The organism is Nitrospira sp. ND1 (assembly GCF_900170025.1).
Classification (GTDB): Bacteria; Nitrospirota; Nitrospiria; order Nitrospirales; family Nitrospiraceae; genus Nitrospira_A.
This window is the reverse complement of sequence record NZ_FWEX01000006.1, coordinates 508,948-521,761: the sequence shown is the minus strand read 5'-3', so window position 1 is coordinate 521,761 and position 12,814 is coordinate 508,948. Positions and strand designations below refer to the sequence as shown.

At 58.4% G+C, this 12,814-nt stretch carries 9 protein-coding genes; 3 read left to right on the top strand and 6 right to left on the bottom strand.

All coding sequences use genetic code 11. From position 1 onward, the window contains the following. Window positions 1-139: 139 nt before the first annotated feature. Complete coding sequence (locus tag NSND_RS06990) at window positions 140-1,114, bottom strand: hypothetical protein (RefSeq protein ID WP_080878313.1); 975 nt, start codon at window positions 1,112-1,114, stop codon at window positions 140-142. Between the two features lie 264 nt (window positions 1,115-1,378). On the opposite strand from NSND_RS06990, the gene NSND_RS06980 reads away from it, so the two are divergent. Next, entirely contained in the window at window positions 1,379-2,065 is a 687-nt protein-coding gene (locus tag NSND_RS06980; protein WP_200810510.1) for a tetratricopeptide repeat protein, read from the top strand. Between the two features lie 252 nt (window positions 2,066-2,317). Here NSND_RS06980 and NSND_RS06975 read toward each other — a convergent pair whose 3' ends face one another. Beyond that, the gene (locus NSND_RS06975) at window positions 2,318-4,357 is read right to left on the bottom strand and encodes a [protein-PII] uridylyltransferase family protein (protein ID WP_159450675.1); all 2,040 of its coding nucleotides are present in this window, start codon (window positions 4,355-4,357) and stop codon (window positions 2,318-2,320) included. 306 nt (window positions 4,358-4,663) lie between these two features. Here NSND_RS06975 and NSND_RS06970 point away from each other — a divergent pair, with 306 nt between their 5' ends. Continuing rightward, window positions 4,664-6,478, top strand: coding sequence for a [protein-PII] uridylyltransferase family protein (locus NSND_RS06970; protein ID WP_080878310.1), 1,815 nt, complete (start codon window positions 4,664-4,666; stop codon window positions 6,476-6,478). On the opposite strand, the gene groL is transcribed toward NSND_RS06970, so the two are convergent. The 4 genes from groL to NSND_RS06950 form a co-directional block, all read right to left on the bottom strand. Continuing rightward, window positions 6,475-8,115, bottom strand: coding sequence for a chaperonin GroEL (gene groL, locus NSND_RS06965; protein WP_080878309.1), 1,641 nt, complete (start codon window positions 8,113-8,115; stop codon window positions 6,475-6,477). The two genes, NSND_RS06970 and groL, sit on opposite strands and share 4 nt — an antisense overlap. A gap of 59 nt (window positions 8,116-8,174) precedes the next feature. After that, window positions 8,175-8,477 carry a co-chaperone GroES gene (locus NSND_RS06960; protein ID WP_013247954.1) on the bottom strand — a complete coding sequence of 101 codons (303 nt, stop codon included), beginning with the start codon at window positions 8,475-8,477 and terminating at the stop codon, window positions 8,175-8,177. Window positions 8,478-8,787: 310 nt separating this feature from the next. Beyond that, window positions 8,788-10,326, bottom strand: a complete 1,539-nt coding sequence (locus NSND_RS06955; RefSeq protein WP_235000190.1) for a N,N-dimethylformamidase beta subunit family domain-containing protein — start codon at window positions 10,324-10,326, stop codon at window positions 8,788-8,790. 1 nt (window position 10,327) lies between these two features. After that, the gene (locus tag NSND_RS06950) at window positions 10,328-11,350 is read right to left on the bottom strand and encodes a sigma-70 family RNA polymerase sigma factor (RefSeq protein ID WP_080878307.1); all 1,023 of its coding nucleotides are present in this window, start codon (window positions 11,348-11,350) and stop codon (window positions 10,328-10,330) included. A gap of 215 nt (window positions 11,351-11,565) precedes the next feature. Between NSND_RS06950 and NSND_RS06945 the strand changes: the two genes are divergently transcribed. Next, a complete protein-coding gene (locus tag NSND_RS06945) occupies window positions 11,566-12,795 on the top strand; it encodes an MFS transporter (protein ID WP_159450674.1) in 1,230 nt (409 codons plus the stop codon). Window positions 12,796-12,814: the final 19 nt, after the last annotated feature.

The window sequence follows — 12,814 nt, the reverse complement described above, 5'->3', positions numbered from 1 at the left end:
CCGTGCAGTGAGTCGAGAGAGAGAATGAGGTTTACGAGCTCAACGGCAGAAGGCAGGCTGTTGAATACTAGGAATTTAGGTTGGTGAACTCCTTACGCTGAGCGATTAGAGAAGACTGCAGGCCGCTCTGCTGTTTCGTTCATCCCGGGTTCAATATCGGTGTTAAGTTCCATTTGGCAACCTCCTCGGAATACTCGTCCCATGTCTTTCGTGCACGGTCAAGATTGTCGCTAGTGCTCCAGCACTTATCAAGATTTTCTAGATGATCGAACTGAGGTACAGGCACACCACCAAGACTGGTTCCATAAAGAATCCTCGTCGAAATGAACTCGGCAACTTGATAGATAGTTTTGTGGTGAGCCTTCAGTCTTTCGAGAGTAACTCCTCGTTGTTTATCTGTTAGTTCCTCCCTGGTTTCTGGGGCTGCAGCATGAGCAAGAAATTTATCAACGTACTTCTTAATGTCTTCACAGCTTTCGATTCGGCTTGCCAGATCCTCGAATATTTCAGCATTGATTGTGTCGTGTCTTTTTCGATTTGAAGGTGACACGCCGGAAAGCTCATCAAACGTGTTATGGTTTCGTGCCGATGTGGCCCATGCCGTTGGACCACTTACGGGAAGTGAGCAGCTATAGACTTCGGTATCGATTGGCAATTCCGATAGCCAGTGATGGTGCACCGTTTCGTGGTCATACGGCAATCCGTCATGACATACATAGTTCTCTCGAGTAAACAGGCCAGCGTTCTTCTTTATATCTTCGAGAATGCTGCGCAGTGAGATCACGGCCAACTTAGGGCTGCTTTTAGGCTCTTCAATAAGGCGTCTGATGGCTGTGGCCTGGGTTGAAACGAACCCCGCATCGAACAAACGCATTACGGGGCCATTGAAACCCACCCCCTTGTCTGCCTCTAAGGTGCCGATCCTTCTCAATTCGTTCACGACGGAGAAGACCGCATAACCCCAAAGCATAGAAGAGATCTGGCGGGAGATGGCATGTGGATCAGAACCGATCAGCCATGAGATCCACTTGATCCGCTGTTTACGAAATTCTTCGACTTTCGACTTATCGTGAATATCGCACTGATCTATCGGGTAGGAGTATTCAAGCCTCATGTTCGTGCTTTACCAAGATTATCGATCGGTGGATAGAGAGGAAGGAGATGGATACCCGCACTTGTCGGTTCAAGGACACACCCGCTTGATGATGATCGGAAACAGGTCTGTGCGGCTGAAAGCCCTCTGTCGCACCCTCGGCTCTGATCTCGGCGTTTCTCCTTCCGACAGAGAGACATGATAATCACGAGACACTTTCTCGATCACTTGCCATTATACAAGTGTCAGGGTATCGTTCTGGCCATCTTTTACGAGGAGGTCCTCATGAGCAAAGCCTGCGTGGTCTCATTTTTGAGCGTGATGCTTTGGACAGTTTGCGTTCAGGCAGGCTTTGAAGAAGGCCTTAAAGCAGATTTGCGTGGCGACTACGCCTCAGCCCTACAGCAATGGCGACCTCTAGCTGAGCAGGGATTGTCTGCCGCTCAAGTAAACTATGGCAATCTTTTTTTTCATGGTAAAGGGGTGAAACAAGATTATGTCGAGGCACGCAAGTGGTTTCTTCTTGCTGCTTCCCAAGGCAATTCCCTTGCCCAAGGGAAACTCGCGTCGATGTATGCAACTGGCGAGGGTGTCCCACAAGATTATACCGAGGCGCTGAAGTGGTATCGTTTGGCCGCTACACAAGGTCTTCCTGCAGCCCAGTTAAATTTAGGAAATATGTATAGCAATGGCGAGGGCATCCCCAGGGACTATGTCGAAGGGATGAAATGGCGTCGGTTAGCAGCCGATCAAGGTTTACCCGAAGCTCAAGGCAAAGTCGGTGCAATGTACTTTCTCGGTGAAGCTGTTCCGCAAGATTATGTTCAGGCTCATATGTGGTTCAACCTTGCGGCAGCGGGGGGCGAAAAAGATGCGGCAAAGTTCCTCGAGTACGCGGCCAGGCACATGACGGCTGCGCAGATTGCCGAGGCTCAGCGACTTGCGCGAGAGTGGAAGGCGAAAGTGAAATAGATCCTTATTCTTGAAAAGGTCGCCTTAGGACAAATTAAATGGTCGGGAGTCTTTTCTCACCGCAGCGAAAAGCTCTTCTATCTTCTCCCTTGAGGGCGGGGTAGATGGTCTCCCACTGCGCGTGTCCAGCGAGGGGCGTCCGGGATCGCGCGTTGCACGAGCACAGGAGATTATCTAACCGGCCCGCTCATCTACTTCTGAGCGTGCGCGTGCCGCGAGCAGGGAGACACCAGACTACCCACCCACTCTCGCTCACACCTTCCCAAACATCTTCTCGAAGAACTGTCTGTTTTGCTTCATGTGCTCTTCGATATCTGTCTGGAGATGTCTTGCCCCGGCCTGCCAATCTTCGGTTTGGTAGCCGACGCGGCGGGCGAGGAAGATGAATTCGTCGGAGTCGGGCGGCGGGATGACGAGGTCTTTGGTGTTGCCTCGCACCATGCGCAAGCCGTCGATCAGCATGCGGATGAAGAGATAGGACTTACGCAGGTTCTCGCCAGTGGCGCGGGGAATGAGCCCTACGTCGATCAGGGCGGCTAAGGCCCGGAGGGTGTTCGGCGTGCGCAGGCTCGGGTGCCGGTGGCCGTGCATGACCTGCAGGTACTGGATGGCGTATTCCAGCGTGACGATGCCGCCGTGGCTGTGCTTGAGGTTGATCTGGCCCGGCTCGACGAGTTGTTTGACCTGTTGCCGCCGCAGGTCGAGCGCCACCGTCAGATCCCAGGGCGCGCCGCTGTAAACGAAACTGTCGCGATGACTCTCGACCTTCTTGCCGAGCGCGGCGTCTCCCGCGATATGGCGCAGCTTGATGAGCGCCTGCCGCTCGAACGGAGCAGCCTGACCTTCGGCGCTGTAATACTTGCAGACCTCATCGAACGCGTTGGCGAGGGACCCCTTGCCGCCGTGGGGCCGCAGTCGGACGTCGATGTGAAAAATGCCTTCCTGCTTGGCTTCGATCCATTGCAAAAATTCCTGCGCGAGGCGTTCGAAGTATTCGCTGTTCTCAATCCCCTGTTTGCCGCTTGTGCGTCCGGGCCCGCCGTAGACGAAGAGCACCTCGATGTCGGAGGCGTAGCCCATTTCCTTGCCGCCGAATTTCCCCGCGCCCAGGATCGCAAAGGGACAGGGCTTTCTGTTGGGCAAACGGGGGCTGCCATAGAGCTTCGTCAGTTTGGCCTGGCAGTCCACGAGGCTGCGTTCGACGATCACTTCAGCCAGTTCTGAGATGGCGAGCGAGAAGTCGGGCAGGCTCGTCCCCGGTTCGACGATATGTTTCATATCGATGCGGAAGAGTTCCTGATCCTTGAATCGGTTGAGGGCTTCCTTCCGTGCCTCGTCGGTCTTCGCCTTGACGATGGCGCGGTTCAATTCCTTGCGTAGCGTCGCCTGGGATTTGATGAGCGGCGCATCGCGATAATCTTTCAGCAACGGCAGCAGGTTGACGTGTTGCCGCCGGAGGAAGTCTTCCCACAGAAAATCGCTCGCCCCGAGCAGCCGTGCCAAGAGCGGAAACGTGTTCTTGTCTTTCACGAAGGCCCAGGCCTGTTTTCGTCCGGCCTGGCGCGAGCCTTCGAGCACGAGGTCCAGGAACTGGTCGAAGGCTTCCAGTGCCTTCGCCGGATCGGGCGCCCAGGTGAGGGCATGTGTGAACTGTTTGATGAGCACGGCGGTGAGGCGCAACTGCTCCAGGTCGCCCGGATCAAGCAGCTTCTGTCCGAAGCGGTTGCGGATGTAAAAGCGGTCGTGCAGCTTGCCGTCTTCGATCGCGAACAGCGCCTTGCTGATGTAGACGTTGCGCATCGCGAGCGCGTTCGCGAACGCGTAGAGAAACGCCGGCGTGTCGTCGGACCGGATGTCCATGATCGTATCGGTCGCCGACTGGCTGTTGTCGAAAGTGATCTGGACGGTGTGGAGGAGACCGCTGAAGGAACTTCGGCGTTTGCCCAGGTGTTCGACCAATTGGCGGTTGACCTGCTGCCGGGCCTCGTCCAGTTGTCCTTCGTCGAGCAGCATGATCATTCGGGTAAGTTGGTCGGTCAGGCGTTTGCGATTTGCGGCAGCGAATGTCTGCCCCTCGATGGGGCTCACCGTGAACACGTCCACGATCTTCTTCCTGGTCAGCCCAGGGCGACCTTGCGGCCTTGTCCGGATCGGGTACGGATCGGCCGATCGGTTGCGGTTGGGTTGTTCACTTTCTGCCGAAGTAAAGATGCGTCCTTCCTCGATGTTGAGACCGAAGGCAGACAGGAGCCCGCAGATCGTGGCGAACTCCGAGAAGTAATCGTAGGCCACGATGGTGATGAGGAAGTGGCCTCCTGCGGTTTCCTCAATGGACACATCGCATGGATGGTCCGGTGTGAGGGTGGCGGCTTGCTTGATGTGCGCGGCGAGTGTGTTCGGGGAAAACGCAGAAAAATAGTCCGGGTCCATCCGCGTGACGAAGTCTTGCAGGATGTCGCGGTCGATGCCCTGACAAAGCGGAGTCAGGGTGGCAAGGAGCTGGTCGCGGTCTACGTTCGCGTGCAGCATGTGTCGGTGGAGTATACCCGAAGGCGGTCTCGTTGTACCGGAAGAATTGCGCCAGTATAATGCGGCCCCATGACCAGACGTTCACCGCAGCACGACCCGCCTGCCCAGCGACGGGATTCCGTTTCCTCCCGGGTCTTCCCCGATCCATCCTCCTTGTTGGTGGCGTCCCGTCTTGAGCCCGAGCAGGTAGTCAAGATTCTGAGTCCCTACGGGATCACCCATCCGGCCGAGGCGGATACGAATATCCAGAGTATGGCCGGAGATCCGCATACACGCCGGATTCTGGCTACGGTGTTGCCCGGTCTTCTGACGGAGATTGCCCGCACGGCCGATCCTGATCAAGCTCTGAATCATTGGGAACGACTGCTTTCAGGGAGTGTCAATCGCTCCTCGCTCCTGCAGTATCTGCAAGCCTCGCCGAAGATGTTGGGGCTGCTCTGTACGATTTTCGGAAATAGCGATTCTCTTGCCTTTGCTCTCATTCGCGACCCCATGCTCGTGTACTGGTTGGCGGAGGAAGATGTCTTGACGACCGCTCCGACCCGGGACGGAATGGTGGCGGCCCTTCGTCAAAGCCTGGGTTCGCTCAAGGTGATCGAATTGAAGTTGGATGTCCTGCGACGGGTGCGTCGACGGGAAATGTTGCGCATCGGAGTACGGGATCTTCTGCATCTGGCCACGGTCGAGGACACGACCGGCTCATTGTCCGATCTGGCCTCGGTCCTCATTCATGCGGCGTATGAAATCGTCGATCAGGATCTCAAGGCGGTCCATGGAACGCCGATGCATCGAGACGCGAACGGTGCCTGGATGGAGACGGAGTTTGTCGTCATCGGGATGGGCAAACTCGGCGCGCATGAGCTCAATTACAGCTCGGACGTGGATCTGATTTATGTGTACGCATCTGCGGAAGGTGAGACGAGAAAAGGAAAGGGCGGGCGCCAGTCGAACAATCATGGTCTGTCCAACGAAGAATATTTTGAGCTGCTGGCGCGTTCACTAACGAAGGCCCTGGCCGAGCAAACCCGGGAAGGTGCGGTGTTTCGCGTCGATTTGCGGCTGCGTGCAGAGGGGTCGGTCGGCCAGCTCGCACGATCGGTCGAGGCCTACGAGAAGTACTATGCCCAGCGTGGTCAGGTGTGGGAGCGGCTGGCGTTGCTGAAGGCCTGGCCTATCGCCGGGTCTCCCGCGGTCGGCCAGGCGTTCGTGCAGATGGTCGAAGGATTTGTCTTTCAGGCTGATCTGCAGCCTCTCTCCAGGGAGCGGGCGTTGGCGATCATCCGCGATGTCCGTTCAGTCAAGGAGATGATCGATGAAAAGATCGCGGGACGCGGGCATCAGCATCGGAATGTGAAGTTGGGCACGGGGGGGATTCGAGAACTGGAATTCCTCGTCCAAACGATTCAGGTGCTCATCGGCAAGGCGGTTCCCGAGATTTTGGATCGCAGAACGGTGGGTGCCCTGCACCGGTTTTGCCAACACCGGTTCGTGGATGCAGACGATCAGCGTCGACTGACCGAGGCCTATTGGTTCTTACGGGATGTCGAACATAAGTTGCAGATGATGCATGATTTGCAGACGCACGCGTTGCCTGACAGCGATGAGGAACTGCAACGTTGTGCGATTCGGATGGGATATAGCGCGGAGTCGCGCGAGGGGGCGTTGGCCAAGTTTCTAGCGGACCGGCAGCGGCACACGGCAATCGTACATCAGACGTTCCGGTCTCTCTTCTACCACCCGGAGACTTCCGCCCTGTTTGCCGCCGTGGTGGCTGCGGCGGAAGGCCACTCCCGCCGCAGCGCGTCTCGGCTCGAAAAAGAGACCGGCCCGGCGGGGCCACCGCCGGACCGGTCTTCGACAGCGAAGAAGAAACGGAAACCTTAGTACATACCTTCCATGCCGTGATTGTGACCAGCATGGCCACCGGCAGCTTCTTTCTTCTCTTCCGGCAATTCCGTGATCATGACTTCGGTCGTGAGCATCAAGCCCGCGACGCTGGCGGCGTTCTGCAAGGCACAACGCGACACCTTCGTCGGATCGATGATGCCCAGCTTGATCATGTCCACGTATTCGTCGGCAGCAGCATTGTACCCGCCGTTCGGATTCTTGTCTTCACGGACCCGACCGACCACCACTGAGCCTTCGGCTCCGGCGTTGGCTGCGATCTGACGGACCGGCTCTTCGAGCGCCCGCTTGACGATATCCACACCGACTTTCTGCTCCAAGGGCAGATCCTTGAGGGAATCCAATCCCTTGAGACAGCGCAGGTAGGCCGTGCCTCCGCCAGGAACGATGCCTTCCTCGACGGCTGCCTTGGTGGCGTGCAACGCGTCTTCCACGCGCGCCTTCTTTTCCTTCATTTCGGTCTCGGTGGCTGCACCCACGTTGATCACTGCCACACCGCCGACGATCTTCGCCAGCCGCTCCTGCAGCTTCTCGCGATCGTAGTCCGAGGTGGTCTCTTCGATCTGGGCCTTGATCTGCTTCACGCGGCCGTCGATCTTCTTGGGATCGCCATGACCTTCGACGATCGTGGTGTTGTCCTTGTCGATCGTGACGCGTTTGGCGCGGCCGAGATCCGTCAGCTTGACGTTCTCGAGCTTCAAGCCGAGGTCTTCAGAGATAACCTGGCCGCCGGTCAGGATCGCGATGTCCTCCAGCATGGCCTTGCGGCGATCGCCGAAGCCCGGGGCCTTCACCGCCGACACATTGAGGGTGCCGCGGAGCTTGTTGACCACCAAGGTGGCGAGCGCTTCGCCTTCGACTTCTTCAGCAATGATGATGAGCGGCTTGCCGAGCTTGGCAACCTGCTCGAGGACCGGGAGGAGGTCCTTCATGCTGCTGACTTTCTTTTCGTTGATCAGGATGAGCGGCTCGTCCATGACGGCTTCCATCCGCTCGGCGTTGGTCACGAAGTAGGGGGAGATGTACCCGCGATCGAACTGCATGCCCTCGACGACGTCCAGCGACGTGGTCATCGACTTGGCTTCTTCGACCGTGATCACGCCATCCTTGCCGACCTTTTCCATCGCTTCCGCGATGAGGTCGCCGATGGTCTTGTCGTTGTTGGCGGAAATGGTACCGACTTGGGAGATTTCGGTCTTGTTCTGGCAAGGCTTGCTGAGCTTCTTCAGCTCGCCGATCACGACTTCCACGGCCTTGTTGATGCCGCGCTGGATTTCCATCGGGTTGGCACCAGCGGTGATGTTCTTGACGCCTTCCCGGTAGATGGCCTGGGCCAACACGGTGGCGGTGGTGGTTCCGTCGCCGGCCGTATCGCTCGTCTTGCTCGCGACTTCGCGAACCAGCTGGGCGCCCATGTTCTCGTACGGGTTCTTCAGTTCGACTTCCTTCGCCACGGTCACGCCGTCCTTGGTGATCGTCGGGGCGCCGAACTTCTTATCCAAAATCGCGTTCCGGCCCTTGGGACCGAGCGTCGCCTTGACGGCATCGGCGAGCTGGTTCACCCCGCGCAGGATGGCCGCCCGTGCCGCTTCGCTATACAGTAATTGCTTTGCCATAATCGTCCTCCGTTAATCGTCTAGTAGTCGTTTATCAGGTGTTTGGGGGTCAGACTGAATTAGTTGGTGAAGATACCGAGAATGTCTTCTTCCTTGAGGATGAGGCACTCTTCGTCTTCGATCCGAAGCTTGCTGCCGGAATACTTGTCGAACAATACCTGGTCGCCGACCTTGATGTTCTCGACCTTCTTCCCGATGGCCTGCACGATACCCCGCTGCGGCTTTTCCTTGGCAGAGTCAGGGACATAGATCCCGCCGGAGGTCCGTTCCATTTCCTCAGTGTAGGTGACGAACAAACGGTCACCGAGCGGCTGAAAATTCTTCGCAGCCGTGGACTTCTTGTCTTTCGCTTCCGTAGCCATACCGAATCCTCCTTCTGGTGATGAGCGTCGAGGCCCTAATGTACAGTTGTGTGAAAGCTGGTAAATCAGCTTTGACGTGTTACCGCAAGGGCTACCTGCAGTAAACCCGAGACATAGATAGCGCTAGCAAGAGGCAAGTCAATGGATGGACTATAAAATTATTCTACAGTGAGATGCAATGGGATAATGGCCCCTAAGCTGTTGATTCTCTAGAGCATGCTTCTGAGTCTTCTCACTATATTTGGGAAAAGCTCGCCGCAAGGTTGCGCCAAGGGCTCAAGTCGGAGTCAGAAGGAAGGCGAAATCCCGATTATTGGGCAGCCGAGAGGGTCTTCCGAGCCAGCAGCTCCAGGATATTGCGGGTGATCTGTTGGGCGGCCTCACTGGTACGGGCGGTTCGCAGTGCCGGCGCATTGTAATCGTCCAGGCCCCAACTCCACTGGATGGTTCCTGTCGCAAACACGTGGGCCCCGCTCGGGGCTTGGTAGAGGGTCATATCGCCATACACGACCTGTCCATCCCGCTGGTGGGGAGAATGGGCAAGGATCTCCAGCTTCGCCGGCCCGTCGGGGAATGCCCGGTCGATCTCGTATCCCAACAGGCCGGGCAGGCGATGGTCCGGGGGCAAAGGGATGCCACTGAACAGCGGATGAGAGGGGCGGGTGATGACGAGATCTCCGTCCACCGGGACGGTCTCGAACATCACGCCGAGTAGCTTGTGTTCGGGTCGGTTCAGCGGCTGGTCGCGCCATTGAACGGTGATCAGGTGGTCGTTGGACGGATCGCCATCCAAGGCATAGGGATCCTCCGTCAGAGCCACCTCCTTGTAGGACACCATGGTCCGATTGGGTTCAGTCGTGAGGGGGCTGGGTTCGAGCCGGATTTGCCAGTAACAGGTATTGGCGGAAAGGAAGCCGAGTCCCAGGCCCTGGTCGCGGGCCGCCTCCACATGGCGTCGCATTTCATCGGACCAGTATTCATCGTGGCCGACCGACAGCCAGGCCTTGTGGCCCTTCCAGAAATCTGGTCGGCTATGGGTGTCGATATCGGTGCTGTAGGTGACGTCGTAGCCATTGCGCTCCAGCCAACGGACCATGTTGTATTCCCACCCGGCGGTCGAGAGGGAGCGGGTCGGGTGGATCGACATGGCGGTCAGGAACTCTCCCGCTCCGGTTCCGCTGGCGCCCCGCGGGTGTTGGCTGGCGGCATAGGGACGGTTGAACGAGACTTTCCGCGCCCATTGTTCATCGCGGCTGTTCGAGGGGTAAGTCGATTTGCCGCCCCAGTTGTTGTAGGCCTGGAATGTTGTGACGCTGGACTGAAACAGAAAGTCGGCCGGCCGGTCGTCTTCCCTGACGACGAAGATAATGTAGCTTTGTTTGCCGCTGCTCGTGCCGGTCAACTTGGCGAGGTAGACGCCGCTCAGCCATTCACCCGGGTCGTCCGTTGCCGTGTTCAGCGTGTACGACACCTGCCAATCGCATTCGATCAGTCCGGTCACCGGGTCTGCCGACGGCATCGGCTGTCGCACTCCCGGCAGCGAAATGCCGCCTTGGACCAACCGGGCTCCGGCGCCCGCATACCAACCCATCCGATAGATGGCGACGGTGATACGTGGGTCGGTGCTGTGGATGTAGAAGTGGAGCTTGTCCCCGCGCTGGATGCTGGTGGCTGAGGCATACCCTTCGACCTCATGGCCGGCTGGGTCGGTGAGGATCCAGTCGGTACCGCCCGGTCGGGTATTTTCCCGGGTAATGGGAGAGTCGGCGAGTGAGCGGACGGGTGAAACGGTTTCGCCGACCACCGCCAGTAGGAAGCCGGCGATGGCGATCCTGAAGAAGGTCGCCATCCTACATCCGAAGGCGGTCAAAGTCCTTTACATCCTTCTTGATGTAGTCGCGGAGGCGTTTGATGATTCGCGCCTCCAACTGCCGGGTGCGTTCCTTGGTGATGCCGTATTTGGCGCCCATGTCTTCCAGGGTCAACGGTGTCTCGGAGAGGATGCGGTTACGCAGGATGTCTTCTTCCCGTTCATCGAGGGTCTTCGTAAATTCGGCCAGCTTCCGCCGGAAGAGCGCTTTGAGTTGGGTATCGGCCAGTCGTTCGTCTGCCGGCTGCTCATGCGCCGGCAGGATATCCATGAGCGTTCCATCGTTTTCCTGGCCGATGGGCTGGTCGAGCGACAGTTCCCAGCTGCCCAGCCGTTGATCCATTTCGATGACATCGCGTTCGCGCACGTTGAGGCGATCCGCCAGGAGTTTGCTGTCCGGCGCGAAGCCTTCCCGTTCGAGCTTGGCCTTTTCCTTTTTCAGATTGTAGAAGAGCTTGCGCTGGTCCTGAGTCGTGCCGACTTTGATCAATCGGTAGGTATTCAGCAGGTACCGGAGAATGTAGGCCCTTGCCCACCAGGCCGCGTAGGCATAAAAGCGGACGTTCTTCGTGGGGTCGAATTTTTTGATCGCCTGGAGCAGGCCGACGTTGCCTTCCTGAATCAAATCCATGTGGTCGGCGCCGGTATGGAGGTACTCCGACGCAATAGAGACGGAGACCCGCAGGTTGGCCAGGATGAGCTTCATGGCCGCATCGCGACTGCCCCTGAGCTGATATTCCTCGAAGAGCCGGAGTTCTTCTTCTTTGCTCAGGTAGGGATAACGACGGATTTCTGTCAGGTATTGCTGGAGCGTGGTGACCGGGACCAGGGAGGTTGAGAGCGGGGCCTCCTGCGGTTCCTTCGACGGCTGGTGGCCGGCTGCGTCATGTTCCTCCGTGACCTCTTCGTCCGTCGGCTCAAGGGCCTCGGGTTCGATGGCGTCGGTGTCTTCGTCCAGGTCTGCGTGAGAATCCGAGTTGTGCGTGTGTTTGCGCTGTGTCATAGGGGTTGAAACTGTGGGCTACCAGCCAGGACGCGCATCATGAATTCCGAGCAAGGGCTGACTATACCAGATGTCGGGTACCAGGCAACAACGTGATAGGCCGGCTCGTCCGCGGGTCCCTTGCGTCTCTGAAATCGCGCCTCGTATAGTGCGTGGATGATGCTGAAAAACCACACGGATGGCATGGACACAGCCGGCGCGGAATGAAGTCGTTGATGAGCCTCAGCACGTTGGGGGTAGCCTTGCGCAGCGGGCATTGGCCGACCCTGGCCGGCGCCTGGTTGCATCTCACCGTGAGTTTCATGGTGTGGCTGTTGTTCGGGGCCTTGGCCGTGGCGATCGGACAGGAACTCGGGCTGACCGCGACCCAGCAGAGTGTACTTGTGGCACTGCCGTTGCTGGGCGGCGCGGCATTGCGAATTACCGCCGGCTGGGCTTGTGACTGGTATGGGGGGAAGCGGACCGGTCTGCTGGTGCTGGGTCTTCAACTGCTCGCGGTCATCTGGGCGGCGCTCGGAGGGCGGAGTTATGTGGAGCTCCTCGGCATTGCGCTCCTGCTTGGTGCCGGAGGGGCGAGTTTTGCGGTGGCGATGCCGGTGGCCAGCCGGGCCTATCCCGCGACCCATCAAGGTCTGGTGTTGGGCCTGGTGGCCTCGGGAAATATCGGAACCGTGTTGGTGCTGCTGCTCGCTCCGCGATGGGAAACGGCACTCGGATGGCACTGGGCGTGCGGAATCATGGCCGTCCCCATTCTGATCGCGATCGGTCTCTTTACCACGGTGGTGCAGAGCGAGCCGACTGTGCGCACGGCAGGAGAGGGGGCCTGGTGGCAGGCGGCCTGGGCGATGGCGCGGGTGCCGTCGGTGTATTGGCTTTGTATGATTTACGGCGTCACGTTCGGCGGATTCGTCGGGCTGACGAGTTTTCTCCCGGTGTTGTTGCACGATCAGTATGGGAGCGATCCGATCGTCGGTGGTTCCATCGCCGCGCTCTGCGGATTCACGGGAAGTCTGATTCGTCCGGTCGGCGGATATGTGGCGGATCGATGGGGCGGGCTGCCGGTGCTGGTCGGGGTGTTTATTGCACTCGCTTTGATGACGGTGCTGGCGGGGTCGCTTCCGGCCTTACCCTGGGCCGTAGGATTGCTGGTGGTGACGATTGCCGTGATGGGGTTCGGGAATGGGGTGATTTTTCAAATCGTCTCCGAGTGGTTTCCAAAGGACATCGGTCTGGCCTCCGGCCTGGTGGGCGCTGCCGGCGGGATCGGCGGGTTCCTGGTGCCCATCGGGTTCGGGTTGCTGCGGGAAAGTACGGGCACGTTCCTGTTCGGGTTCGTGGGATTGGCGGTCGTGAGTGCCGCCGCGGCGATGACGGTGGCTCCGGCCCTGCGGTGGCGTCCGCAGGCCGTCGCGCAGGCCCCGAGCCCCGGTGGTTTTTCCCGTTGACAGGGGTGGTTTGAAAAGA